Raw genomic sequence first — 23,886 nt, 5'->3', positions numbered from 1 at the left:
GTGACGCTCATCGCGATCGTCGGCGCGACCGGCACGGGCAAGTCCGCATTCGCGCTCGACCTCGCCGAGGCGTACGGCAGGGTCGGCCGTGTCGCCGAGGTGGTGAACGCCGACGCCATGCAGCTCTATCGGGGCATGGACATCGGCACCGCCAAGCTCCCGCCCGCCGAGCGGCGCGGGGTGCCGCATCACCTCCTCGACGTGCTCGACGTCGTCGACGAGGCATCCGTCGCCGAGTACCAGACGGCGGCGCGCGCCGCGGTCGACGAGATCCTCGCCCGCGACTCGGTCGCGCTGCTCGTCGGCGGCTCCGGCCTCTACGTCTCGTCGGTCATCCACGACTTCCGCTTTCCGGGCACGGATGCCGCGGTGCGCGCCCGGCTCGAGGCGGAGCTCGCCGCGCAGGGCCCCGGCATGCTGCATGCGCGTCTCCGCGAGCTCGACCCCGTGACGGCGGCGAGCGTCGACGCGCAGAACGGGCGCCGTCTCGTGCGCGCCCTCGAGGTGATCGAGGTGACCGGGGAGCCGAAGGCCGCGCGGTTGCCCGACGAGCCCATGCCCTGGCGTTCGCACGGCATCGTGCACCTCCGCAGCGACCGGTCGACGCTCGTCGGGCGCCTCGACGAGCGGGTCGAGGGCATGTGGCGAGACGGACTCGTCGACGAGGTGCGGGGGCTCATCCCGGCGGGCATCGAGCAGGGCGTCACCGCGCGCAGGGCCATCGGCTACGCGCAGGCGCTCGGCGAGATCACGGGCCGGCTCGCGCGCGCCGAGGCCATCGCCGAGACGCAGCAGCTCACCCGGACCTACGCCCGCCGCCAGGTGAGCTGGTTCAAGCGGTACCGCGAAGCGGTCATGATCGACGCGGACGACGCCGTCTCGCGAGGCACCGAACTCGCCCGGATCGCGGCCACGGACTGATCCGACGGCAATCGATCTGCGCTGCACGAAGGCGCCCGGATCGCAGCCATAGACTGATCGGATGGCATTCGATCTGCGGTTCACCAAGGGCCAGGGCACCGGCAACGACTTCGTGCTCTTCAGCGACCCCGAGGGGGAGTCGGAGCTCACCCCGACCCAGATCGCCGCAGTCTGCGACCGCCGGTTCGGCGTCGGCGCCGACGGGGTCATCCGCGCCGTGCGCTCGGCGAACCTCGAGGCGGGCGCCGCGGCCCTCGCCGAAGACCCGTATGCGGTGTGGTTCATGGACTACTGGAACGCCGACGGCACCGTCTCCGAGATGTGCGGCAACGGCATCCGCGTCTTCACGAGCTACCTGATCGACCAGGGGCTCGCCGACCTCGGCGCGAACGAGTCGATCGCGATCGGCACCCGTGCCGGTGTTCGCACCGTGCGACGCACGGTGGCGGGGTTCGAGGCCGACCTCGGCCTCTGGCGTCTGGCCGGCGGCGAGCCGCTCGTGCGCGGCAAGAGCCTGCCGGTCGCCCGGCCCGGCCTCGGCATCGACGTTGGCAACCCGCACATCGTCGTCGCCCTGGCCGACGACGAAGAGCTCGACGGGCTCGACCTCGCCTACCAGCCGATCATCGAGCCCGAACCCGAGGCGGGCGCCAACATCGAGTTCGTCGTGCCCGCCGAGCCGCTCGTCGAAGAGGGAGTCGGGCGCATCCGCATGCGGGTGCACGAGCGCGGCTCGGGTGAGACGCTCTCGTGCGGCACCGGAGCTGTGGCCTCCGCGCTCGCGGTGCGCTACTGGGCCGGCGAGGCCGCTCCGGACCGTTGGCGGGTGCAGGTGCCCGGCGGTGTGCTCGGCGTGCGCATGTTCCAGGCCGCCGACGGCGAGCACGTGTCGCTCTCGGGTCCGGCCGAACTCGTCTTCGACGGAGTGCTCAGCCTCGCCTGAACCGGCGGCGCCTGCCGTTCGACGGCGTGGACCTCGCGGTCAGCGAGCGGATGCCGCCGCGCTCACCTCGAGCACCCGGAAGCCCTTGTCCTGCGCGACACGGTCGACCTCGAAGTCGAGGTCATCGCCGATCCAGCGCTGCAGCGACTCGGCGCCGAGGTGCTTCGCGACGACGAGCCACGCACTCGCCTCGCCTTCCAGGCGGGGGAGCCAGCGCTCGAGGAGCGCGTGCAACTCGGCCTTGCCGACCCTGATCGGCGGGTTCGACCAGATGCCCGCGAAGCGCACGTCGCCGGGAACATCGTCCGGCAGCACCGCGTTGACGTTCGTGATGCCGACGCGTGCGCAGTTGCGACGCACGAGGTCGAGGGCGCGCTCGTTGACGTCGACGGCCCACACCGTGGCATCCGGTGCCCGCAGCGCCAGTGAGATCGCGATCGGGCCCCAACCGCAGCCGAGGTCGAGCAGATCGCCGGTCGCCGGCGGCGCGGGGGCGCGGTCGAGCAGGATGCGGGTGCCGGTGTCGAGGTGCTCGGGACTGAAGACGCCGCCCGAGGTCGAGAGCTTCAGTTCGCGCCCGGCGAGGGTCGCGGTGATGGTGCGGAGAGTGGCCTCGCCGCCCGGACGAGAGGAGAAGTAATGCTCGGAGGCCATACAGGGGAACCTATCGCAGCGATGGGAACTAGGGTTAACGCGATGAATGACGCTGAACAGAACTCCGCAGACGACGCCGTCGAGCGGGTGCTCAAGGGCGCCGAGACCAAGGCCGGGGTGACCCGCTTCGGATCGGATTCCGCCGAGGCGCTCATGTCGCCCGATTCAGTCGACCTGTTCGGCTCCGATACCGACGGCGAGCAGTACGACCGCGAGGCGCGGGCCGGTCTCCGCCGGGTCGGCGGACTCTCCACCGAGCTCGAAGACGTCACCGAGGTCGAGTACCGGCAGCTCCGGCTCGAGAACGTCGTGCTCATCGGCGTGTACTCGCAGGGCTCGCAGGACGAGGCCGAGAACTCCATGCGCGAGCTGGCGGCCCTCGCAGAGACCGCGGGTGCCCGCGTGCTCGACGGCGTGCTGCAGCGCCGTCCGCACCCCGACCCGAGCACGTATCTCGGCCGCGGCAAGGTCGACGAGCTGCGCCACATCGTCGCCTCGCTCGGCGCCGACACGGTCGTCGCCGACACCGAGCTCGCGCCGAGCCAGCGACGTGCCCTCGAAGACGCGATCAAGGTCAAGGTCATCGACCGCACCGCCGTCATCCTCGACATCTTCAGCCAGCACGCGAAGAGCCGTGAGGGCAAGGCGCAGGTCGAGCTCGCGCAGCTCGAGTACCTCCTGCCGCGTCTGCGCGGCTGGGGCGAGTCGATGTCGCGCCAGGCCGGTGGCCAGGTCGGCGGCGCCGGGGCGGGCATGGGCTCCCGTGGTCCCGGTGAGACGAAGATCGAGCTCGATCGCCGTCGCATCCACTCGCGCATGGCGAAGCTCCGCAAGCAGATCGCCGGCATGAAGCCCGCACGCGAGGCCAAGCGCGCCAACCGCCGACGCAACGCCGTGCCCTCGGTCGCGATCGCCGGCTACACGAACGCCGGCAAGTCGAGCATCCTGAACCGCATCACCGGTGCCGGGGTGCTCGTCGAGAACGCCCTGTTCGCCACGCTCGACGCGACCGTGCGCCGCAACACCACGGCCGACGGCCGCGTCTACACGATCGCCGACACCGTCGGCTTCGTGCGCAACCTCCCGCACCAGCTCGTCGAGGCGTTCCGCTCGACGCTCGAGGAGGTCGGCGACTCCGACCTCATCGTGCACGTCGTCGACGCAGCCCACCCCGACCCCGCCGGGCAGATCGCCACTGTGCGCGATGTCATCGGCGAAGTCGGTGCCCGCGACATCCCCGAGCTCATCGTCTTCAACAAGGCCGACCTCGTGACCCCCGAAGACCGGCTCGTGCTCCGCGGGCTCGAACCCGGCGCGATCTTCGCATCGGCCCGCACCGGCGAGGGCATCCCCGAGGTGCTCGAGGCCATCGCCCGAATGATGCCCGACCCCGCCGTCGAGATCGACCTGCTCGTGCCGTACGACCGGGGCGACGTCGTCTCGACGCTGCACGAGACCGGTCGAGTGCTCTCGATCGAGTACCTCGAAGACGGCACGCGCGTGCGTGCGCTCGCCTCGCCGGAGCTCGCAGGCCAGCTCGAGGAGTTCGCCGCGGCCTCCGCGGAGGCCTGAGCCGCGGCATCCGCTCTGCCGGCGCACGGTGCGACGACCGCACGTGCACGCCGGCGACCGGCCCTTCGGCGACCCGTGTTCCGGTGACGGATGCCTCGGCGAGGCCGCCCCGGCGACCGCTCCGCGTCACCGTGCGTCACAGTCGTGCGGTGCCTCGCGGTGCCGCGTATCGTCGCACCTGATCGATCAGTGACCGGCCCACGCCGACCACTTGGAGCGACCGCCGAGCCCGGCACCCGCCCGCGACATCCACCCGCCGTTCCGGCCGGGGGAACGCGGCCTGCCGTGTTCTTCCCGTTGCCGCTCGCCACGCAGGAGCACCATGGCATCGACCGCAACCGACGCATCGGGCGCCGACTGTCGCCCCCGACTGCCGCTCTCCTTCGAGCTCTTCCCGCCCCGCACCGATGCTGCGGCGCTCGCCCTCGGCCGCACGATCGACCGGCTCGCCGAGGTCGACCCCGCGTTCATCTCGGTGACGTTCGGCGCGGGCGGCAGCTCGCGCGCCCGTTCGCTGACCGTGCTCCGCTACATGCTCGAGCACACGCACGTCGAGCCGATGGCGCACCTGACGTGCGTGGGCTCCTCCCACGCCGAGGCCAACCGGCTCGTGAGAGAGTTCCTCGACGCGGGCATCACGAGCTTCCTCGCGCTGCGCGGCGACCCGCCGGCGAACGCCGACCCCGACGCGGGCATCGGCGACCTGGGCAGCGCCGCCGAACTCGTGCAGCTCATCCACCGGGTGCAGGAGGAGCGTGAGCCCTTCGGGCAGGTCGGCGTGCCGGGCAACCCCGGCGCGTCGCGCATCAGGGCGCGCCCGCGTCCCGAGCGGGTCGCGGTGGCGACGTTCCCGACCGGGCATCCGCGGTCGCGGAACCTCGGGCACGACGTCGACACGCTGCTCGCGAAGGAGATCGCCGGAGCGAACCTCGCGATCACCCAGCTCTTCTGGCGCGCCGACGACTACCTCGGCTTCGTCGAGCGCGCACGCGCCGGCGGGGTCACGATCCCGATCCTGCCGGGCATCATGCCCGTCACGAACCCGGCACGGCTGGGTCGGCTGACGGAGCTGACGGGCGTCGAACCGCCGGCCGAGCTCGCCATCGACCTCGAGATCGAACCGGATGCCGCGGCGCAGGCCGAGCTCGGCATCGCCTTCGCCACCCGCCTCGCCGCCGAGGTGATCGCGGGCCGCGCCCCCGGCCTGCATCTCTACACCTTCAACCGCCATGAAGCCGTGCTCGACGTCGTCGACCGGCTCGGACTGCGAACCGACCGGTTCGCCGACGAGAGGAACACCGCACGATGACCACCCCTGCACCCGCCTTCCCGAACGCGACGATCCTGGGCTACCCGCGCATCGGTCGCCGGCGCGAGCTCAAGCGGGCCGTCGAGGCGTTCTGGGCCGGATCCATCACAGCCGAAGAGCTCGAACGCGAGGCCGCAGCATTGCGCACCGCGACCCGTGAGCGCCTCGCGTCGCTCGGCCTCGCGCGCACCGGCTCGGCGATCCCCGAGACGTTCTCGTTCTACGACCAGGTGCTCGACACCGCCGTCGCCGTCGGCGCGGTGCCCGAGCGCTTCGCGGGGCTCGCCGACGAGCAGGGCTGGCTCGACCTCGCCGCCTACTTCACGATCGCCCGAGGCGTCGGCGACGACGCGCCGCTCGAGATGACGAAGTGGTTCGACTCCAACTACCACTACCTCGTGCCCGAGATCGGCCCCGACACCGTGTTCTCGCTCCACGCCGAGCGCATCCTCGCCGAGTTCGCCGAGGCGAAGGCGGCCGGGTTCACGACGCGTCCCGTGATCGTCGGGCCTGCGACCTTCCTGCTGCTCGCGAAGGCTGCCGACGGCGCCCCCGCCGGCTTCGCGCCGATCGACCGGCTCGCCGACCTCGTGCCCGTCTACGCGGAGCTGCTCGAGCAGCTCGCCGCGGTCGGCGCCGAGTGGGTGCAGCTCGACGAGCCCGCGCTCGTGAGCGAGAGCATCGACGTCGACCGGGCCCGCGTGATCGAGTCGGTCGGCGTCGCCTACGACGCCCTCGGCGCACTCGAGGCCCGACCGGCGATCTTCGTCGCCGCTCCCTACGGCTCGCTCGACGACGCCCTGCCGGCACTCGCGGCGACCCCCGTCGAGGCGATCGGCCTCGACCTCGTGCGCGGCACGCTGCCCGACGGACTCGACCCCGTGACCGCCGAGTCGCTCGCCGCGAAGACCCTCGTCGCCGGCGTCATCGACGGTCACAACATCTGGCGCGGCGACCTCGATGCGGCGTTCGAGCGGGTGGCTGCCGTGCAGCACCTCTCGCCGGCCGTCTCGGTGTCGACCTCGACGTCGCTGCTGCACGTTCCCCACGACGTCGCCGATGAAGACGAGCTCGACGCCCGTCTGGTCTCGTGGCTCGCGTTCGCCGACCAGAAGGTCGGTCAGGTGGCCGTGCTCGGTCGCGGGCTCGCCGAGGGGCGCGACGCGATCGAGGGCGAGCTCGCCGCGGCATCCGCTGCCCTCGCCGACCGCGACGCCGCACCGGGCGTGCGCGTGCCCTCGGTGCGCGACCGTCTCGCCGGGCTCGCCGAGGCGGACTTCGCCCGCGTGAGCTACGACGAGCGGGTCGCTGCGCAGGAGTCGCTGGGGCTGCCCGAGCTGCCGACGACCACGATCGGCTCGTTCCCGCAGACGGCCGAGATCCGTCGCGCCCGCGCCCGTCTCGTGAAGGGCGAGCTGAGCGCTGACGACTACGCGGCGCTCATGCGCGCCGAGATCGAGCGCGTCGTGCGACTGCAGGAGGAACTCGGACTCGACGTGCTCGTGCACGGCGAGCCCGAGCGCAACGACATGGTGCAGTACTTCGCCGAGCTGTTCGACGGCTTCGCCGTGACGAAGCACGGCTGGGTGCAGTCGTACGGCTCCCGCTGCACGCGGCCGTCGATCCTCTGGGGCGACGTCTCGCGGCCCGCGCCGATGACGGTCGAGTGGTCGAGCTACGCGCAGTCGCTCACCGAGCAGCACATGAAGGGCATGCTCACCGGCCCCGTCACGATCCTCGCGTGGTCGTTCGTTCGCGACGACCAGCCGCTCGGCGACACGGCGCGGCAGGTGGCACTCGCCCTCCGCGACGAGATCACCGACCTCGAGACGGCGGGCATCCGCATCATCCAGGTCGACGAGCCCGCCCTGCGCGAGCTGCTCCCGCTGAAGCTGGCCGATCAGCCCGCGTACCTCGACTGGTCGGTCGGCTCGTTCCGCCTCGCGACGGGCGGCGCCGTGCCCGGCACGCAGGTGCACACGCACCTCTGCTACTCGGAGTTCGGCGTCGTCATCGACGCGATCAAGAACCTCGACGCCGACGTCACCTCGATCGAGGCGGCCCGCAGCCGCATGGAGGTCGTCGACGACCTCGAGACGAGCGGCTTCGACCACGGCATCGGCCCGGGCGTCTACGACATCCACTCGCCGCGCGTGCCCGGCGTCGCCGAGGTGCAGGCCTTGCTCGAGCGCGCGGCGGGGGCGATCCCCGCGACGCGGCTCTGGGTCAACCCCGACTGCGGCCTGAAGACCCGCGGCTACGACGAGACCGTCGAGTCGCTGCGGCACATCGTCGAGGCGACCGCGGCGGTGCGGGCCGAGCGCGCCGCCCCGGTGCTCGCCGGGTAGCTGCGACCGAGCGGATGTCGCGGCTCGCGGCATCCGTTCCTGCGACCGAGCGGATGTCGCGGCTCGCGGCATCCGCTCGGCTCACGCCGGGGTGATGCACAGGCGCGGAACGTATGGTCGACGCATGCAACTCGCGGTCCACGAATCCGGCGGGGGTACGCGCACCGCGATCCTCATCCACGGCATCATGTCGGACTCGCGCGCCTGGCATCGCGTCACCGCCGAACTCGAGGCGCAGGGGTTCCGCGTGCTCGCGGTCGACCTCGCCGGCCACGGCCGCAGCCCGCGGGCTCTGCGCTATTCGCCGGCCGCGTGGGCGAGCGACGTCGTCGAGACACTCGAACCGCTGCTCGACGGGCCGCCCGACGTCGTCATGGGGCACTCGCTCGGCGGGCTCGTCGCAAGCCTCGTGGCCGACCGCCTCGCTCCTCGGGCCGCGATCTACATCGACCCGGCCTTCTCGTTCCCGAAGGGGGTCAAGGGGTGGGCCTTCAAGGCCTTCTTCGCCGTGGCGCCTCGGCCCCGGCGTTCGGCGCTCGTGCGCATGAACCCGAAGTGGAGTGCCGCCGACGTCGACATCGAACTCGCGACGCTGCGCGACTGGGACAAGCGCACGATCCTCGGCTTCACCGACACCCGGCCGCTCGTGCCGCCGGCCCGGCTCGTCGCCCCGACGCTCGTCGTGCTCGCCGAGAAGAGCCTGCTCATCACCGCGAAGGTCGCTCGTCAGCTACGACACCAGGGCATGACGGTCGAGACGGTGCAGGGCACCGGGCACACGGTGTTCCGCGACGACCACGCCGGCTTCATGGACGCCGTGCTCGGATGGCTGCGCGAGCTGTCTCCGCTGACGCCGGAGCAGGTGCCGGTCCGGGTGCACGCCGCCGCGTAGCGGGAGACATCCGCTCGCTCGCTGCCGCTGCCGGTGCGTGCGTCGGCTGCGTGCGTCGGTGTCAGACCGAGCGCAGCACAGCGACGATCTTGCCGAGCACCTCGGCGTGGTCGCCGACGATCGGTTCGAACGCGCTGTTGCGGGGGAGCAGCCAGGTGTGCCCGTCGCGCTGGCGGAACACCTTGACGGTGGCCTCGCCGTCGAGCATCGCCGCGACGATCTCGCCGTTCTCGGCGGTGCGCTGCGATCGCACGACGACCCAGTCGCCGTCGCAGATGGCGGCGTCGATCATGGAGTCGCCGACGACCTTCAACATGAACAGCTCGCCCTTGCCGACGAGCTGCCGGGGGAGCGGGAACACCTCGTCGACCTGCTGTTCGGCGGTGATCGGCACACCGGCCGCGATGCGCCCGACGAGGGGCACCATCGCCGCATCGCCGACCGGGGTCGGGTCGGACGATGTCGCCGGGCGGTCGGTGACGCCCGGCAGCTCGATGAGCACTTCGAGCGCACGCGGGCGGTTGGGGTCGCGCCGGAGGTAGCCGGCGAGTTCGAGCTGGTTGAGCTGGTGGGTCACGCTCGAGAGCGACGAGAGGCCGACAGCGTCGCCGATCTCGCGCATGCTCGGCGGGTAGCCGCGGCTCGAGACCGAACGCTGGATCATCTCGAGGATGGCGATCTGCTTCGCGCTCAGACTCTTGCGGCGGCGCGGCCTGCCGGCTGCCTGCACGTCGTCGATGTCGGTGCTCAACGTCTTCGCCCCTCGTAGCGGCCACGCGGCCGGATGTCGGTGGTGTCTGGTCGACTGTCTTCCAGACATTCGAAACTGTATCCGTCTCGCGTGCGTGCGGCAAACATCTGTTCGAGTGTGTCGGAGATCCGGTTTCCCGGGTTTCCGGAGTTTCATCCTTGCCATGTTCGAAATTCGAATGTATGTTCGGAACAGAGTTTCGCATCCGGTCCTCCCGGCCGAGGGCCGGATGCGACTCCTACAGGAGGTGTGACATGAGCGCAGCGATCGCAACGACCGGCTTCCAGCCCTCGCGGGCCCTCCCGCGTGAATCGGCTCGGAGCAACGACTCGACATCGAGCACGGTGGTGCGCACCCGCCTTCGGCTGACCCGCCGCGGTCGCATCGTCTTCACCGCGCTCGCGCCGCTTCCGCTCGTGATCTGGGCGTTCGTCGTGGTGCTCGGGTCGGGGACTGCCGCCGCCGATGTCGACTCCGTCGGTGCGGCCTTCGAGGCGGCATCCTTCGAATACGTGACCGTCGGCCAGGGCGACTCGCTCTGGGCGATCGCCGAATCGGTCGACCCCAGTGGCGACGTGCGCGAGGTCATCGAAGAGATCATCCGGCTCAACGGTCTCGACGACGCGGTCGTCGAGCCCGGGCAGCGGCTCGCGTTGCCGCTCGCCCCGTGACCGTCGGCGCGTGACGAGCGGCTGAAACACTCGGGCGAGCCTCGTTAGGCTTGCATGGTGACGAGTCTCGAAGACCTCCCCATCCGCGACGACCTCCGTGGTCGCACCCCGTACGGGGCACCGCAGCAGGCCGTGCCGGTCGCACTCAACGTCAACGAGAACACGCATCCGATTCCCGAGGCCGTCGCGCACGACATCGTCGCCCGCGTCGCCGCCGCGATCATGACGCTCAACCGCTATCCCGACCGTGAGTTCTCCGTGCTGCGCCGAGCACTCGCCGACTACCTCGGGCACGATCTCGACCCCGCGCAGATCTGGGCGGCGAACGGGTCCAACGAGGTGCTGCAGCACATCCTGCAGGCCTATGGCGGACCCGGGCGCTCGGTACTGGGGTTCGCGCCGACGTACTCCATGTACGGGCTGCTCGCTTCGGGTACCGGCACCGAGTGGATCACCGCGGGCCGTGACGACGAGTTCGAACTCAGTCCCGAAACGGCCGTCGCCGCGGTGCACGAGCACGACCCAGACATCGTGCTGCTCTGCGCGCCGAACAACCCCACGGGCACACCGCTCCCGATCGAGACGATCGAGGCGGTCGCCGACGCCGCACGCGGCATCGTCGTCGTCGACGAGGCGTACTTCGAGTTCGCCGAGCCGGGCACGCCGAGTGCACTGACCCTGCTCGAGGGGCGGCCGCGCCTGCTCGTCTCGCGCACGATGAGCAAGGCGTTCGCCTTCGCCGGTGCGCGAGTCGGCTACCTCGCCGGCGACCCTGCGGCGATCGACGCACTCCGACTCGTGCGCCTGCCCTACCACCTGTCGGCGCTGACGCAGGCGGCGGCACTCGGTGCGCTCGCCCACTCGGCCGAGATGCTCGCGATGGTCGACGAGATCCGCGGGCAGCGGGAGCGCATCTCGGGCGAGCTCGCCCGGCTCGGGTTCCACCCGTACCGCAGCGGCTCGAACTTCGTGCTGTTCGGCGGTGTCGACGACCCCCGTGCCGTGTTCGAGCAACTGCTCGCCCGCGGCATCCTGATCCGGGAGATCGGCATCCCCGGTCACCTGAGGGTCACCGCGGGCACGGAGGCCGAGACCACGGCCTTCCTCGAAGCGATCGCCGTATCCGCCCCGAATAGGATTGCCTCATGACCGCATCGAGCCCTTCGCGCACTGCCCGGGTGCAGCGCGAGACGAGCGAATCCAGCATCGACCTCTCGATCGACCTCGACGGCTCGGGCACGAGCGACATCGAGACCGGCGTTCCGTTCTACGACCACCTGCTCACGGCGTTCGCGAAGCACTCGCTGACCGACCTGACGGTGCGCGCGAGCGGCGACCTCGAGATCGACGTGCACCACACGGTCGAAGACGTCGGCATCGTGCTCGGGCAGGCCATCAAGCAGGCGCTCGGCGACAAGCGCGGCATCTCCCGCTACGGCGACGCGCTCGTGCCGCTCGACGAGGCGCTCGCGCAGGCCGTCGTCGACATCTCCGGCAGGCCGTTCCTCGTGCACACGGGCGAGCCCGTCGGCTTCGAGTACCACCTCATCGGCGGCCACTTCACGGGTTCCATGGTGCGGCACGTCTTCGAGGCGATCGCGTACAACGCGGCGCTCACCGTGCACGTCACCGTGCTCGGCGGCCGTGACCCGCACCACATCGCCGAAGCGGAGTTCAAGGCGTTCGCGCGCGCGTTCCGCCAGGCGAAGGCATTCGACCCGCTGGTGTCGGGCGTTCCGTCGACCAAGGGTGCGCTGTGACCCGCAGCCGTCGTGTCGTCGTGCTCGACTACGGTTCGGGCAACGTGCACTCGGCCGCGAAGGCACTCGAGCACGCCGGTGCCGAGGTGACGGTGACCGCCGATCGCACGGCGGCGCTCGAGGCCGACGGCCTCCTCGTGCCCGGCGTCGGCGCCTTCAAGGCAGTCATGGACCAACTGCACGCGGTGCGCGGCGGTGAGATCATCGATCGCCGACTCGCGGGCGGACGCCCGGTGCTCGGCATCTGCGTGGGCATGCAGGTGCTCTTCGAGCACGGCGTCGAACGCGGCGTCGACACCGAGGGGCTCGGCGAGTGGCCCGGAACCGTCACCGAGCTGCCCGCCCCGGTGCTGCCGCACATGGGCTGGAACACCGTCGAGGCGGGTGAGGGTTCCGCCCTCTTCGCCGGCATCGAAGACGAGCGGTTCTACTTCGTGCACTCGTTCGCCGCACAGGAGTGGCTGCTCGACGTCGAGCCGCCGTTCCCCGCGCCGACGCTGACCTGGGCCGAGCACGGCGGCCGGTTCCTCGCCGCCGTCGAGAACGGCCCGCTGACGGCGACCCAGTTCCACCCCGAGAAGTCGGCCGAGGCGGGCATCCGCCTGCTCGCCAACTGGATCGGGACCCTCGGCTGAGCCGTTCGACCGTCATGTGCACTCGGCTCCGACATGGTCGGACTAGGATGCTGTGACTGTGCCGACTCGCAAGGCGCGACCGCGATGACTAGGACAGTGAATGAGTGAATTCAACAAGACCCCCCGCCTCGTGCTGCTCCCGGCGGTCGACGTCGCCGGTGGCAAGGCGGTGCGCCTGACCAAGGGCGAGGCCGGCACCGAGACCAGTTACGGCGACCCCGTCGACGCTGCGGTCGAGTGGGCCGATCAGGGTGCGGAGTGGATTCACCTCGTCGACCTCGACGCTGCGTTCGGACGCGGCTCGAACGCGGGCGTGCTGAAGAAGACCATCCGTCAGGTGCGCGGCGTCAACGTCGAGCTCTCCGGCGGCATCCGCGACGACGAGTCGCTCGAGCACGCCCTCGAGATCGGTGCCAAGCGCATCAACCTCGGCACGGCGGCCCTCGAGAACCCCGAGTGGGCGGCCTCGGTCATCGCGCAGTACGGAGAGGCGATCGCGGTCGGGCTCGACGTGCGTGGCACCACGCTCGCCGCCCGCGGCTGGACGAAGGACGGCGGCGACCTCTGGCAGGTCATGGAGCGCCTCGAAGAGGCGGGTGCCGCTCGCTACGTCGTCACCGACGTCACGAAAGACGGCACGCTGCAGGGCCCGAACCTCGACCTGCTCCGCCAGGTCATGGAGCGCACGCACCGGCCGGTCGTCGCATCGGGCGGCATCTCGAGCCTCGACGACATCGTGGCGCTGCGCGAACTGGTCCCGCTCGGCCTCGAGGGCACGATCGTGGGCAAGGCGCTGTATGCGGGCGCCTTTACCCTGGTCGAGGCATTGGATGTCGCTTCGCAGTGAGTGCTGACGCTGGCGAGGGCCGCTCCGGCGACAACGCCGCTGCCGCCGACTCCGCCGGCGTGCCGTGGGCCGGGCGTTCCTTCCAGCCCAACACGCACGCCTCTGACGACGGCCGGGCGCCCGAGGCGCTCGCCGCGGCCCTCGACGCGTTCCATGCCGGCGACGCCGGGCAGGCGCCCGTCGTGGCGGAGTTCGCGCGTTCGCGCCTCCTGATCCCCTTGCTCGCCGAACTCGGCGACGGGGGCTCAGAAGTCGGCGCTCACGGTCTCGCGGTCGACAAGAGCCAGGAGCTCTCGATCGTGACGGTGCAGGGCCCCGACGGTCGCAAGGTGCTTCCCGTGTTCGCCTCGGTCGAGGCGATGTCGCGGTGGAACCCGCTCGCGAGGCCGGTGCCGGCCGACGGCGTGCGCGTCGCCCTCGCGGCCGCCGACGACGGCACCGATCTCGTCGTGCTCGACCCGGGTTCGCCGACCGAGTTCGTGCTTCGGCGCCCGGCGGTATGGTCGGTCGCGCAGTCGCACGAGTGGCAGCCGCCGTTCGAGTCGCCCGCCGTCGGCGCGGCGTTCCGGGGTTCGATCGAGCGAGAGCTCGCCGTGCTCGGCGTGACCCTGCTCCCCGGCGACCCGACGGCCCGCCTCACCGGACCCGAGCTCGTCGTGCGTCTCGAGCTCGTCGCCGGCCTCAGCCGTGAGGAGCTCGACGTGATCACGGCGCGGCTCGCCCGGCGCTGGGCGGCCGACGACGTCATCGCGACCTCGGTCGATTCGCTGACGGTCAAGCTCGTCGGCACGCCCACCGGCTGAGCCGGGGCGCCGAAGCGGCTCGAGCGGCCGCGGTGCCCCCGACAGGGGTGCTCACCGCCCGTTCGTGGCGTTGACCACACCGGCGAAGCGGCGCACAATCGGTGGTGTGCGCTCGTCGCACGGAATCCAGGTGCGCCATGACTGAAGCGAACACGACGTCCGGCGCGTCGGGCGAGGCCGCCCAGACAGCGGATGCCTCGTACGACGCGGTGATCGAGGCATCCGGCCGCCACGCCCGAGCGTGGCTCTCGAGTGTCCGCGAGCGGGCGATCCCGCCGCAGGCGACGGCCGACGACATCAAGGACCGCCTCGGGCGCGAGCTGCCGGAGGCGGGCGAACCCGACCTCGAGGTCATCGCGCGACTGGCCGAGGGTGTCGAGCCCGGACTCATCGCGATCGGCTCGCCGCGCTTCTACGGTTGGGTGATCGGCGGCACGCAGCCCGTCGCGCTCGGCGCCGACTGGCTCGTCTCGGCATGGGACCAGAACACAGGCCTGCGCGCGATAACGCCTGGGGCGGTCGCCGTCGAGGAGCTCGCCGGCGAGTGGCTGCTCGACCTGCTCGGCCTGCCGCCGCAGAGCGACGTGGGCTTCACGACGGGCGCCACGATGGCGCAGTTCTCGTGCATGGCGGCCGCGCGGGGCGAGGTACTGCGCCGGGCGGGATGGGACGTCGAGGCTGATGGGCTCGCCGGCGGTCCGGCCATACGATTCATCGCCGGCGACGAGCGTCACGGCACCATGGACCTCGCAGCACGGTACCTGGGGCTGGGCGCACCGATCGCGGTACCCGCTGACGAACAGGGGCGCATCCGCGTCGACGAACTGGCCGCGGTGCTCGCCGCCGGCCAGGGCCCGGCGATCGTCGCGCTCCAGGCCGGCAACATCCACTCCGGTGCGTTCGACGACTTCGCCGCCGCGATCGAGGTGGCGCACGCGGCCGGCGCGTGGGTGCACGTCGACGGCGCATTCGGGCTCTGGGCTGCGGCGTCTCCGTCGCTGCGCCACCTGACCGCGGGGTTCGCGGCCGCCGACTCGTGGTCGACCGACGCGCACAAGACCCTGAACGTGCCGTACGACTGCGGCATCGCGATCGTGCGCGACCCGGCAGCGATGCGGCGCGCCCTCGGCATGCACGCGAGCTACCTGCAGGCCACCGAGGTCGGCGCAGACCCCCACGAGAAGGCGCCTGAGCTCTCGCGTCGCGCTCGCGGCGTACCGACCTGGGCGGTGCTCCGCTCCCTCGGTCGCGAGGGCGTCGCGCGGCTCGTCGACGGACTCGCCGAAGCTGCGCGCGGCATCGCCGACGGGGTCGGCGCTCTGCCCGGCGTCGAGGTGCTGAACGAGGTGGTCTTCACCCAGGTCTGCATCGCCCTCGACGACGACGCGGTCACCGAAGCGCTCAGCGAGCGGCTCTGGAACGAGGGCGAGGTGCTCGCCATGACCTCCCGCTGGCATGGCCGCGCCGTCGTGCGCTTCTCGGTGAGCAATTGGCGAACGGATGCCGCGGAGGTGCGCCGAACGGTCGACACCGTCGCCCGCACGCTCACCGCGATCCGGGGCTGAGGCTGACCGGAACGATGAGGTCGGCCCACGCAGCAGACCCGGCGTCGGCGGCATCCGCTTGAATGGAGACATGACTGAGGCGCTCGACGCGTTCTCGCCCGCGACCCGGGCGTGGTTCACCGAGTCCTTCAGCGCACCCACCACCGTGCAGAACGGCGCCTGGCAGGCGATCTCGCGCGGCGAGCACTCGCTCGTCGTCGCTCCGACCGGCTCGGGCAAGACCCTTGCCGCCTTCCTCTGGGCGATCGACCGGCTGCACCACGAGGCTGCTGATGCCGAGTCGACGGGCACGCGCGTCATCTACCTCTCCCCGCTGAAGGCGCTCGGCGTCGACGTCGAGCGCAACCTCAGGGCGCCGCTGGTCGGCATCGCCCGCACCGCGGCGGCGCACGGTTTCGAGGTGCCCGAGGTCTCGGTCGGCGTGCGTTCGGGCGACACGCCGCCAGGTGAACGGCGACGGCTCGTGACGCACCCGCCCGAGATCCTCATCACGACGCCCGAGTCGCTGTTTCTCATGCTCACCTCGGCGGCGCGCGAGACACTCCGCGGCGTGCAGACGGTGATCGTCGACGAGATCCACGCGCTCGCCGGCACGAAGCGCGGTTCGCACCTCGCACTCTCGCTCGAGCGGCTCGACGAACTCACCGCCGCGCCGGTGCAGCGCATCGGGTTGTCGGCGACGGTGCGACCCCACGAAGAGGTGGCGCGGTTCCTCGGCGGCACTCGAGCGGTCACGATCGTGGCGCCGGCCTCGGGCAAGAGGTTCGACCTGCAGGTCACGGTGCCCGTCGACGACCTCTCCGACCTCGCCGGCGAGACGGGCGCGGGCACCGTGTGGCCGCACGTCGAAGAGGCGATCCTCGACGAGGTGCTCGCCCATCGCTCCACGATCGTGTTCGCGAACTCCCGGCGTCTCGCGGAGCGGTTGACGGCACGGCTCAACGAGCTGTGGGCCGAGCGCACCGCGGTGCCGGTCGAGGCGCTGACGGTGCCGACGGAGGCGACGGCGGTGAAGCGAACGCCGGCAGAGGCGGTCGGCGCCTCGGGCATCACGACCGGAGCCCCGCCCGTGATCGCGCGGTCGCATCACGGCTCGGTGAGCAAAGAGGAGCGGGCCCTCGTCGAAGACGACCTCAAGTCGGGGCGGCTCCGCTGCGTCGTGGCGACGTCGAGCCTCGAACTCGGCATCGACATGGGAGCGGTCGACCTCGTCATGCAGGTGGAGTCGCCGCCCTCGGTCGCGAGCGGACTGCAGCGGCTCGGCCGGGCCGGTCACCAGGTCGGCGAGGTCTCGAAGGGCCTCATCTTCCCGAAGCATCGCGCCGACGTGCTGCACTCGGCGGTCGTCGCCGAACGCATGATCGGCGGCGCCATCGAAGAACTCCGCATCCCCGCGAACCCGCTCGACGTGCTCGCCCAGCAGACCATCGCGGCGACCGCGCTCGACGAATGGGACGTCGAGGCGTGGTTCGCGCTCGTGCGCCGTGCGGCGCCGTACGCCGCACTGCCCCGATCGGCGTTCGACGCCACGCTCGACCTCCTCGCGGGGCGCTACCCCTCCGACCGCTTCGGCGAGCTGCGCGCCCGCATCGTCTGGGACCGCGACACCGGCACCATCGTCGGCCGCCGTGGGGCCCAGCGCCTCGCGGTCACGAGCGGCGGCACCATCCCCGACCGAGGCCTGTTCGGCGTGTTCATGGTCGGCGAGGCCGGACCCGGCCGCCGTGTCGGCGAGCTCGATGAGGAGATGGTCTACGAGTCGCGTGTCGGCGACGTGTTCGCCCTCGGGGCCACGAGTTGGCGCATCCAGGAGATCACGCACGACCGGGTGCTCGTGGCTCCCGCCTTCGGCGAGCCCGGGCGCCTGCCGTTCTGGAAGGGTGACGGCATCGGTCGCCCTGCCGAACTCGGGGCGGCGATCGGCGGGTTCATCGCCGAACTCGCGGGCGCACCGGCATCCGATGCCTTCGCTCGCAGCCGTGCCGCCGGACTCGACGAGCGGGCCGCCACGAATCTCGTGAAGTTCATCGATGACCAGCGCGCGGCGACCCGGGTGGTGCCCGATGCGACGAACCTCGTGGTCGAGCGCTTCCGCGACGAGCTCGGCGACTGGCGCATCGTGCTGCATTCGCCCTACGGCATGCGTGTGCACGCGCCATGGGCGCTCGCCATCGGCGCACGCGTGCGCGAGCAGAGCGGCGTCGACTCCAACGCCGTGGCGAGCGACGACGGCATCGTGCTGCGCATGCCCGACACGGGCGACGATCCGCCGGGCGCCGAGCTCTTCGCGTTCGAGCCGGCAGAGCTCACCGAGCTCGTCACGGCGAACGTGGGCGGTTCGGCGCTGTTCGCGGCGCGGTTCCGGGAGTGCGCGGCGCGGGCGCTCATCCTGCCGCGGTCGAACCCTGGCAAACGATCACCGCTCTGGCAGCAGCGGCAGCGGGCGTCGCAACTGCTCGAGGTCGCCCGCGACTTCCCCGAGTTCCCGATCGTGCTCGAGGCGGTGCGCGAGTGCCTGCAGGACGTCTACGACCTGCCGGCCCTCACGCGTCTCGCCGAACGCATCGAGCGCCGCGAGCTGCGATTCGTCGACGTCACGACCGAGTCGCCGAGTCCCTTCGCGTCGAGCCTCCTCTTCGGGTACGTCGGCGCCTTCATGTACGAGGGCGACGCCCCGCTCGCCGAACGGCGGGCCGCGGCGCTCTCACTCGACCCGGCGCTCCTCGCCGAATTGCTCGGCACGGTCGAGCTGCGAGAGCTCCTCGACCCCGAGGTGGTCGACGAGGTCGAGCGCATGCTCCAGCGCGTCCACCCCGAGCGCCTCGCGCGAGGCGAGGAGGGCGTCGCGGACCTGCTGGGCGACCTGGGCCCGCTCACGGCCGACGAGGTGGCGGCGAGGGTCGACGACGAGACGGATGCCGCAGCGGCGCTCGCCGCACTCGTCGCGGCGCGCCGGGCGGCGCCGGTGAGCTTCGCCGGCCGGTCGTGGTTCGTCGCCGTCGAAGACGTCAGCCGGCTGCGCGACGCCCTCGGGGTGCCGATCCCGCCGGGCCTGCCCGAGGTGTTCGGCGAGGGGGTTCGCGACCCGCTCGGCGATCTCGTCGCCCGCTACGCCCGCACGCACGGCCCGTTCACGGCAGCGTCGGTGGCCGCCCGCTTCGGCATCGGCCAGGCCGTGGCATCCGCTGCGCTCGCGAGGCTCGGCGGGGAGCGCCGCGTCGTCGAGGGCGAGTTCCTGCCGCATGGGTCGGGCATGGAGTGGTGCGACAGCGGGGTGCTCCGGCGCATCCGTCGACGCTCGCTCGCGGTGCTGCGCAATGAGGTCGAACCGGTCGAGCCCCGCGAGTTCGCGCGGTTCCTGCCTGCCTGGCAGCACGTGGGCGGCAAGGTCAGCGGTGTCGACGGCGTCGCCGCGGTGATCGAGCAGCTCGAGGGCGCGCGCATCCCCGCCTCCGCGTGGGAGGCGTACGTGCTGCCGGCCAGGGTCGCCGACTACCGGCCGGGCATGCTCGACGAGCTGACCGCGTCGGGCGAAGTGCTCTGGGCCGGCACGGGTTCGCTCGGCGGCGACGACGGCTGGATCAGCCTGCACCTCGCCGAGACGGCCGAGCTCACACTGCCGGCGCCCGCGGCCGCACCCCTCGACCCGCTGGAATCCGAGTTGATCGCGGTGCTCGGCGGCGGAGGCGGTTTCTTCTTCCGGCAATTGGCCGAGGCAGTCGGCTCCGAAGACGACCGCGCGCTCGCCGACGCCCTCTGGCGCCTCGTCTGGGCCGGGCTCGTGACCAACGACACCTTCGCCCCGGTGCGCGGCCTGCTCGCCGGCGGGGGAGCGCACAAGACCGCGGCGCCCACCCCTCGGGCACGGCTCCGGGCGGGGTCGCTCTCACGTCGGTCGCTCGCGGCGACCGTGCAGGCCGGGCGCACGGCGGCTGCCCGGGCCAATCCGCCGAGGGCCGCCGGGCGCTGGTCGGTGCTGCCGCTCGCGAGCAGCGCCGCCACGCCGCGGGCGCATGCGCTCGGCGAGGCGCTGCTCGAGCGCTACGGCATCGTCACGCGCGGCTCCGTCATGGCAGAGGCGCACGTCGGCGGGTTCGCGCTCGCGTATCGCACCCTCTCGGGGTTCGAGGACTCCGGGCGAGTGCGCCGCGGGTACTTCATCGACGGCCAGGGCGGGGCGCAGTTCGCGACCGGGGCAGCCGTCGACCGCCTCCGCGCTGCGCCGAAGGGCGAGGCGGTCGCGCTCGCGGCCACCGACCCGGCCAATCCGTTCGGCGCCGCCCTCGACTGGCCCGAGCTTCCCGGCGAGAATGCGCATCGCCCGGGGCGCAAGGCGGGCGCCTTCGTCGCCGTCGTCGACGGCGAGGCGGTGCTCTACCTCGAGCGCGGCGGGCGCACGACCCTCGTCTTCACCGACGACGAGTCCGCCCTCGCCGCGGCGACCGCGGCGCTCGCCACCGCGCTCACCCGGGGTCGCACCGAGCGGCTCCGGGTCGAGACGGTGAACGGCGGCGCGGTGTTCGGCTCCGTGCTCGACCGGCCGCTGCGTGCTGCAGGGTTCCGGGAGACGCCGAGAGGGCTTCGCTTCGATGCCAGAGGGTGACACCGTCTACCGGGCTGCACGACTGCTCGACGAGGCGCTCGCCGGTCGCACCGTGACGCGCACCGACTTCCGGGTGCCCGCGCTCGCCGAGGTCGACCTGGCGGGCGAGCCGGTGCACTCGGTCGCGAGCCGCGGCAAGCACCTCCTGATGCGCATCGGCGGGGTCGTCGTGCACTCGCACCTGAAGATGGAGGGGGAGTGGCGATTGCTCCGGGCCGGCCAGCCGTGGCGACGGCCCGCTTGGCAGGCGCGCGCGATCATCGACGTGCCGGATGCCTCCGCGGTCGGCTTCGACCTCGGCACCCTCGAGCTGTTCGGCGCCGCCGAAGAGGCGGAACGGCTCGCCTACCTCGGGCCCGACCTGCTCGGGCCCGACTGGGACGCAGAGGAGGCCGTGCGCCGGCTCGCGAGCTCGCCCGAGACGCCGATCGGAGTCGCCCTCGCCGAGCAGCGCAACCTCGCCGGGCTCGGCAACGTCTACGTCAACGAGGTGTGCTTCCTCCGGGGCATCCTGCCGGCCCGACCGGTCGCCGAGGTCGAGCTCGCGCCCCTCGTGGCACTCGCGAGCCGGGTCATCCGTGCCAACCGCGATCGCGCGGTGCGCACGACCACCGGCGACACGCATCGAGGCCGGCAGCTCTGGGTCTACGGCCGAGGCGGCGAGGCGTGCCGTCGATGCGGCACGCTCATCGAACACGGTCGCCTCGGGCGGAACGCCGTCGAGCAGCGCGAGAGCTGGTGGTGCCCCAACTGCCAGCGCCCGCGCGCGGCCGGCCCGCCTGAGATCAGCTGACCGGGCCGGTCCACTTCTCGCCCGGGCCCTTGCCGATCGGGTCGGGAATGACGGATGCCTCGCGGAACGCGAGCTGCAGCGACCGCAGGCCGTCGCGCAGCGAACGCGCGTGCATGTCGCTGATCTCGGGAGCGCCCGCCGTGATGAGTCCGGCGAGGGCGTTGATGAGCTTGCGCGCCTCGTCGAGGTCGATCTGCTCATCGGGGTCTTCGGCCAGTCCGACCTTCACGGCTGCGGCGCTCATGAGGTGCACGGCGGCGGTCGTGATGATCTCGACTGCGGGGACCTCGGCGATGTCGCGGGTGGCGCCCTCGACCGTGGTCTCGTCTGAACTACTGTTCACGGATTTCCTCTGCTAGACTACTTCGGGCTCCGGGGCTTCACCCCGGTACGAAAGTGGAGATTCTCCCACCCGCGCATACCGCTTCATCAAGGTTACCGGGTCATTGCACTCCGCTCCCACGTCGCAAGACGGGGGAGTAGGTAGGGTGCCGCATGAACAGCACGGTGGAAATCCGTGCACGCATGCGCGAATTTCTCCTTTCGTCGTCGGGCGGCATCCGCCTTCCGACCGAGCGAAACAGCTTGAGTAGAGGAGAACACGCATCAGCGATCCCCGTACAAACGACCGTATCCGCGTCCCCGAGGTTCGACTCGTGGGGCCTGCCGGAGAGCAGGTCGGCGTCGTGAAGATCGAGGTGGCCCTGCGGCTCGCGCAGGAGGCCGATCTCGATCTCGTCGAGGTCGCTCCGAACTCGAAGCCGCCGGTCGCGAAGATCATGGACTACGGCAAGTTCAAGTACGAGGCTGCGCAGAAGGCGAAAGAGGCCCGGCGCAACCAGGCGAACACCATCCTCAAAGAGGTGCGGTTCCGTCTCAAGATCGACAAGCACGACTACGAGACCAAGATGAAGCGCGCCATCGGCTTCCTGAAGGCCGGCGACAAGGTCAAGGCGATGATCCTCTTCCGCGGTCGCGAGCAGTCGCGTCCCGAGATGGGCGTCCGCCTGCTGCAGCGCTTCGCGGAAGACGTGGCCGAGTTCGGCACGGTCGAGCACAACCCGACGATCGACGGCCGCAACATGGTCATGGTGATCGGGCCCCTCAAGAACAAGGCCGAGGCCAAGGCCGAGGCCAACGCACAGCGTGCTGCTGCGAAGGCGCGACCGGCGGCAGATGCCCCGGCCGACGGCGACGAGCAGACGGCCGAGCCCGTCGAGGGCTGAGCCAAACATCCCCGTCCGTCACTCGCGTGACGGCAGAACCAAGGAGAAATACGAGATGCCGAAGCAGAAGACCCACTCCGGGTCCAAGAAGCGCTTCAAGATCACCGGTAGCGGCAAGATCAAGAAGCAGCAGGCCGGTATGCGCCACAACCTCGAGGTCAAGTCCTCGAAGCGCAAGGCCCGTCTGAACCAGGACAAGGTCGTGTCGGCCCCCGACGCCAAGGTCATCAAGAAGCTTCTCGGCCACTGAGCCGCGAGACCCGTTAAGGAAGAAACAGAGTCATGGCAAGAGTGAAGCGGGCGGTCAACGCCCACAAGAAGCGCCGGGTCATTCTCGAGCGCGCCAGTGGTTACCGCGGCCAGCGTTCGCGTCTCTACCGCAAGGCCAAGGAGCAGGTCACCCACTCCCTCGTCTACGCGTACCGCGACCGCCGCCAGAAGAAGGGCGACTTCCGTCGCCTCTGGATCCAGCGCATCAACGCCGCGTCGCGTGCGAACGGCCTCACGTACAACCGCCTGATCCAGGGCCTCGGCCTTGCAGGCATCCAGGTCGACCGTCGCATCCTCGCCGACCTCGCGGTCAACGAGCCCGCGACGTTCGCCGCGCTCGTCGAGTCGGCCAAGAAGGCACTCCCGGCCGACACCTCGGCTCCGAAGACCGCCGCGTAAGCAGCGACTTCAGCTTCGAACGGCCCGGCACCCTCCGCTCGCACGAGCAGGGAGTGCCGGGCCGTTCCGCATTCCCCCGGTAGAATCGGGGCATGCTCGAGAACCCCCGATCGCCGCGCGTGCGCGCGGTAGCGAAGCTCGCCCGCAAGGCCGCACGTGTCGAGAGCGGCATGTTCCTGCTCGAGGGCCCCCAGGCGGTCGCCGAGGCGCTCACCTTCCGGTCCGAACTCGTCATCGAGCTCTTCGCCACGCCGAGCGCACTCGAGCGCCACCCCGAGATCGCCGATGCCGCCGCGTCGTCAGACGTCGAGATCGAGTTCGTCACCGAAGAGGTGCTCGACTCGATGGCCGACACGGTGACGCCGCAGGGGTTCGTGGCTATCTGCCGGCAGTTCCCGACCGCGGTGAAAGACGTGTTCGCCGCGAAGCCGAAGCTCGTCGCCATCCTCGAAGAGGTGCGCGACCCCGGCAACGCCGGCACCATCGTGCGTGCCGCCGATGCCGCCGGCGCCGACGCCGTCATCTTCACCGGGCGCACCGTCGACCTCTACAACCCCAAGGTCGTCCGCTCCTCGACCGGCTCGATCTTCCACCTGCCCGTCGCCATCGGCGCCGAACTCGCCGACGTGCTCGTGCGGGCACGTGCCGCGGGCCTCACCGTCCTCGCCGCCGATGTGAAGGGCGACGACCTGCTCTCCGCCCGTAACGACGGCGTGCTCGCCGGGCCGACCGCCTGGGTGTTCGGCAACGAGGCCAGGGGCCTGCCCGACGAACAGCTCGAGCTCGCCGATCGCGTGGTCACCGTGCCGATCTACGGGCACGCCGAATCCATGAACCTCGCCACCGCGGCATCCGTCTGCCTGTATGAGAGCGCCTTCGCGCAGCGCACCGCTGATCACGGTTAGGTAACCACTGCCCGACTCC

The 23,886-nt window shown here is 71.3% G+C and carries 22 protein-coding genes; 19 read left to right on the top strand and 3 right to left on the bottom strand.

Annotated features, from left to right (window positions below; all coding sequences use genetic code 11):
- The gene (miaA, locus tag JOE59_RS08295) at positions 1-921 is read left to right on the top strand and encodes a tRNA (adenosine(37)-N6)-dimethylallyltransferase MiaA (RefSeq protein ID WP_204459758.1); all 921 of its coding nucleotides are present in this window, start codon (positions 1-3) and stop codon (positions 919-921) included.
- Between the two features lie 61 nt (positions 922-982).
- Positions 983-1,864, top strand: a complete 882-nt coding sequence (gene dapF / locus JOE59_RS08290; RefSeq protein WP_204459756.1) for a diaminopimelate epimerase — start codon at positions 983-985, stop codon at positions 1,862-1,864.
- A gap of 39 nt (positions 1,865-1,903) precedes the next feature.
- Here dapF and JOE59_RS08285 read toward each other — a convergent pair whose 3' ends face one another.
- Positions 1,904-2,518 (bottom strand): class I SAM-dependent methyltransferase, encoded by a 615-nt coding sequence (locus JOE59_RS08285; RefSeq protein ID WP_204459754.1) that lies wholly within the window; start codon positions 2,516-2,518, stop codon positions 1,904-1,906.
- 42 nt (positions 2,519-2,560) lie between these two features.
- Here JOE59_RS08285 and hflX point away from each other — a divergent pair, with 42 nt between their 5' ends.
- The 4 genes from hflX to JOE59_RS08265 all read left to right on the top strand — a co-directional run bounded on the left by hflX (position 2,561) and on the right by JOE59_RS08265 (position 8,639).
- Entirely contained in the window at positions 2,561-4,090 is a 1,530-nt protein-coding gene (hflX, locus tag JOE59_RS08280) for a GTPase HflX (RefSeq protein ID WP_204459751.1), read from the top strand.
- Between the two features lie 322 nt (positions 4,091-4,412).
- Complete coding sequence (locus JOE59_RS08275) at positions 4,413-5,399, top strand: methylenetetrahydrofolate reductase (RefSeq protein ID WP_204459749.1); 987 nt, start codon at positions 4,413-4,415, stop codon at positions 5,397-5,399.
- Positions 5,396-7,747: a 5-methyltetrahydropteroyltriglutamate--homocysteine S-methyltransferase gene (gene metE, locus JOE59_RS08270; protein WP_204459747.1), complete on the top strand. Its 2,352-nt coding sequence runs from the start codon at positions 5,396-5,398 to the stop codon at positions 7,745-7,747. Before JOE59_RS08275 ends, metE begins: the two co-directional genes overlap by 4 nt.
- 124 nt (positions 7,748-7,871) lie before the next feature.
- Positions 7,872-8,639 (top strand): alpha/beta fold hydrolase, encoded by a 768-nt coding sequence (locus JOE59_RS08265; RefSeq protein ID WP_204459744.1) that lies wholly within the window; start codon positions 7,872-7,874, stop codon positions 8,637-8,639.
- Positions 8,640-8,700: 61 nt separating this feature from the next.
- On the opposite strand, the gene lexA is transcribed toward JOE59_RS08265, so the two are convergent.
- Positions 8,701-9,378 carry a transcriptional repressor LexA gene (lexA, locus tag JOE59_RS08260; protein ID WP_179552657.1) on the bottom strand — a complete coding sequence of 226 codons (678 nt, stop codon included), beginning with the start codon at positions 9,376-9,378 and terminating at the stop codon, positions 8,701-8,703.
- A gap of 266 nt (positions 9,379-9,644) precedes the next feature.
- Between lexA and JOE59_RS08255 the strand changes: the two genes are divergently transcribed.
- The 9 genes from JOE59_RS08255 to JOE59_RS08215 all read left to right on the top strand — a co-directional run bounded on the left by JOE59_RS08255 (position 9,645) and on the right by JOE59_RS08215 (position 21,067).
- On the top strand, positions 9,645-10,061 hold the full coding sequence (locus tag JOE59_RS08255) for a LysM peptidoglycan-binding domain-containing protein (protein ID WP_204459742.1): 417 nt from the start codon (positions 9,645-9,647) through the stop codon (positions 10,059-10,061).
- 54 nt (positions 10,062-10,115) lie between these two features.
- Positions 10,116-11,210 (top strand): histidinol-phosphate transaminase, encoded by a 1,095-nt coding sequence (locus tag JOE59_RS08250; RefSeq protein WP_204459740.1) that lies wholly within the window; start codon positions 10,116-10,118, stop codon positions 11,208-11,210.
- The gene (hisB, locus tag JOE59_RS08245; protein WP_204459738.1) at positions 11,207-11,821 is read left to right on the top strand and encodes an imidazoleglycerol-phosphate dehydratase HisB; all 615 of its coding nucleotides are present in this window, start codon (positions 11,207-11,209) and stop codon (positions 11,819-11,821) included. The genes JOE59_RS08250 and hisB overlap by 4 nt, the downstream gene beginning before the upstream one ends.
- Positions 11,818-12,456, top strand: coding sequence for an imidazole glycerol phosphate synthase subunit HisH (gene hisH, locus JOE59_RS08240; protein WP_204459736.1), 639 nt, complete (start codon positions 11,818-11,820; stop codon positions 12,454-12,456). Before hisB ends, hisH begins: the two co-directional genes overlap by 4 nt.
- Before the next feature lie 100 nt (positions 12,457-12,556).
- The gene (priA, locus tag JOE59_RS08235) at positions 12,557-13,303 is read left to right on the top strand and encodes a bifunctional 1-(5-phosphoribosyl)-5-((5-phosphoribosylamino)methylideneamino)imidazole-4-carboxamide isomerase/phosphoribosylanthranilate isomerase PriA (protein ID WP_179549836.1); all 747 of its coding nucleotides are present in this window, start codon (positions 12,557-12,559) and stop codon (positions 13,301-13,303) included.
- A complete protein-coding gene (locus tag JOE59_RS08230; protein ID WP_204459734.1) occupies positions 13,300-14,106 on the top strand; it encodes an SseB family protein in 807 nt (268 codons plus the stop codon). The genes priA and JOE59_RS08230 overlap by 4 nt, the downstream gene beginning before the upstream one ends.
- 137 nt (positions 14,107-14,243) lie before the next feature.
- A complete protein-coding gene (locus JOE59_RS08225; protein ID WP_204459733.1) occupies positions 14,244-15,671 on the top strand; it encodes a pyridoxal phosphate-dependent decarboxylase family protein in 1,428 nt (475 codons plus the stop codon).
- Between the two features lie 70 nt (positions 15,672-15,741).
- Positions 15,742-20,274: an ATP-dependent helicase gene (locus tag JOE59_RS08220; RefSeq protein ID WP_204459732.1), complete on the top strand. Its 4,533-nt coding sequence runs from the start codon at positions 15,742-15,744 to the stop codon at positions 20,272-20,274.
- Positions 20,261-21,067 (top strand): DNA-formamidopyrimidine glycosylase family protein, encoded by an 807-nt coding sequence (locus JOE59_RS08215; RefSeq protein ID WP_204459731.1) that lies wholly within the window; start codon positions 20,261-20,263, stop codon positions 21,065-21,067. The genes JOE59_RS08220 and JOE59_RS08215 overlap by 14 nt, the downstream gene beginning before the upstream one ends.
- Here JOE59_RS08215 and JOE59_RS08210 read toward each other — a convergent pair.
- Positions 21,060-21,410: a DUF1844 domain-containing protein gene (locus tag JOE59_RS08210; RefSeq protein WP_204459730.1), complete on the bottom strand. Its 351-nt coding sequence runs from the start codon at positions 21,408-21,410 to the stop codon at positions 21,060-21,062. The two genes, JOE59_RS08215 and JOE59_RS08210, sit on opposite strands and share 8 nt — an antisense overlap.
- Before the next feature lie 262 nt (positions 21,411-21,672).
- Between JOE59_RS08210 and infC the strand changes: the two genes are divergently transcribed.
- The 4 genes from infC (at position 21,673) to JOE59_RS08190 (ending at position 23,867) form a co-directional block, all read left to right on the top strand.
- On the top strand, positions 21,673-22,293 hold the full coding sequence (gene infC / locus JOE59_RS08205; protein ID WP_204463315.1) for a translation initiation factor IF-3: 621 nt from the start codon (positions 21,673-21,675) through the stop codon (positions 22,291-22,293).
- Positions 22,294-22,348: 55 nt separating this feature from the next.
- Positions 22,349-22,543, top strand: a complete 195-nt coding sequence (rpmI, locus tag JOE59_RS08200) for a 50S ribosomal protein L35 (RefSeq protein ID WP_056657888.1) — start codon at positions 22,349-22,351, stop codon at positions 22,541-22,543.
- 32 nt (positions 22,544-22,575) lie between these two features.
- On the top strand, positions 22,576-22,962 hold the full coding sequence (gene rplT / locus JOE59_RS08195; RefSeq protein ID WP_179549840.1) for a 50S ribosomal protein L20: 387 nt from the start codon (positions 22,576-22,578) through the stop codon (positions 22,960-22,962).
- Positions 22,963-23,054: 92 nt separating this feature from the next.
- Entirely contained in the window at positions 23,055-23,867 is an 813-nt protein-coding gene (locus JOE59_RS08190; protein WP_204459729.1) for a TrmH family RNA methyltransferase, read from the top strand.
- The last annotated feature ends 19 nt before the right edge of the window (positions 23,868-23,886 follow it).

This window comes from Agromyces cerinus, from assembly GCF_016907835.1.
GTDB lineage: Bacteria > Actinomycetota > Actinomycetes > Actinomycetales > Microbacteriaceae > Agromyces > Agromyces nitratus.
Note: the sequence above shows the minus strand (reverse complement) of the source record. Positions and strands in the feature narration are given on the sequence as shown.

What these genes read in the sequence shown, in the direction of transcription:
- dapF (WP_204459756.1), top strand. Translation starts at nt 983, where the DNA reads ATGGCATTCGATCTGCGGTTCACCAAGGGCCAGGGCACCGGCAACGAC.
- JOE59_RS08285 (WP_204459754.1), bottom strand. Translation starts at nt 2,518, where the DNA reads ATGGCCTCCGAGCATTACTTCTCCTCTCGTCCGGGCGGCGAGGCCACT.
- hflX (WP_204459751.1), top strand. Translation starts at nt 2,561, where the DNA reads ATGAATGACGCTGAACAGAACTCCGCAGACGACGCCGTCGAGCGGGTG.
- JOE59_RS08275 (WP_204459749.1), top strand. Translation starts at nt 4,413, where the DNA reads ATGGCATCGACCGCAACCGACGCATCGGGCGCCGACTGTCGCCCCCGA.
- metE (WP_204459747.1), top strand. Translation starts at nt 5,396, where the DNA reads ATGACCACCCCTGCACCCGCCTTCCCGAACGCGACGATCCTGGGCTAC.
- JOE59_RS08265 (WP_204459744.1), top strand. Translation starts at nt 7,872, where the DNA reads ATGCAACTCGCGGTCCACGAATCCGGCGGGGGTACGCGCACCGCGATC.
- JOE59_RS08255 (WP_204459742.1), top strand. Translation starts at nt 9,645, where the DNA reads ATGAGCGCAGCGATCGCAACGACCGGCTTCCAGCCCTCGCGGGCCCTC.
- JOE59_RS08250 (WP_204459740.1), top strand. Translation starts at nt 10,116, where the DNA reads ATGGTGACGAGTCTCGAAGACCTCCCCATCCGCGACGACCTCCGTGGT.
- hisB (WP_204459738.1), top strand. Translation starts at nt 11,207, where the DNA reads ATGACCGCATCGAGCCCTTCGCGCACTGCCCGGGTGCAGCGCGAGACG.
- priA (WP_179549836.1), top strand. Translation starts at nt 12,557, where the DNA reads ATGAGTGAATTCAACAAGACCCCCCGCCTCGTGCTGCTCCCGGCGGTC.
- JOE59_RS08225 (WP_204459733.1), top strand. Translation starts at nt 14,244, where the DNA reads ATGACTGAAGCGAACACGACGTCCGGCGCGTCGGGCGAGGCCGCCCAG.
- JOE59_RS08220 (WP_204459732.1), top strand. Translation starts at nt 15,742, where the DNA reads ATGACTGAGGCGCTCGACGCGTTCTCGCCCGCGACCCGGGCGTGGTTC.
- JOE59_RS08215 (WP_204459731.1), top strand. Translation starts at nt 20,261, where the DNA reads ATGCCAGAGGGTGACACCGTCTACCGGGCTGCACGACTGCTCGACGAG.
- rpmI (WP_056657888.1), top strand. Translation starts at nt 22,349, where the DNA reads ATGCCGAAGCAGAAGACCCACTCCGGGTCCAAGAAGCGCTTCAAGATC.
- rplT (WP_179549840.1), top strand. Translation starts at nt 22,576, where the DNA reads ATGGCAAGAGTGAAGCGGGCGGTCAACGCCCACAAGAAGCGCCGGGTC.
- JOE59_RS08190 (WP_204459729.1), top strand. Translation starts at nt 23,055, where the DNA reads ATGCTCGAGAACCCCCGATCGCCGCGCGTGCGCGCGGTAGCGAAGCTC.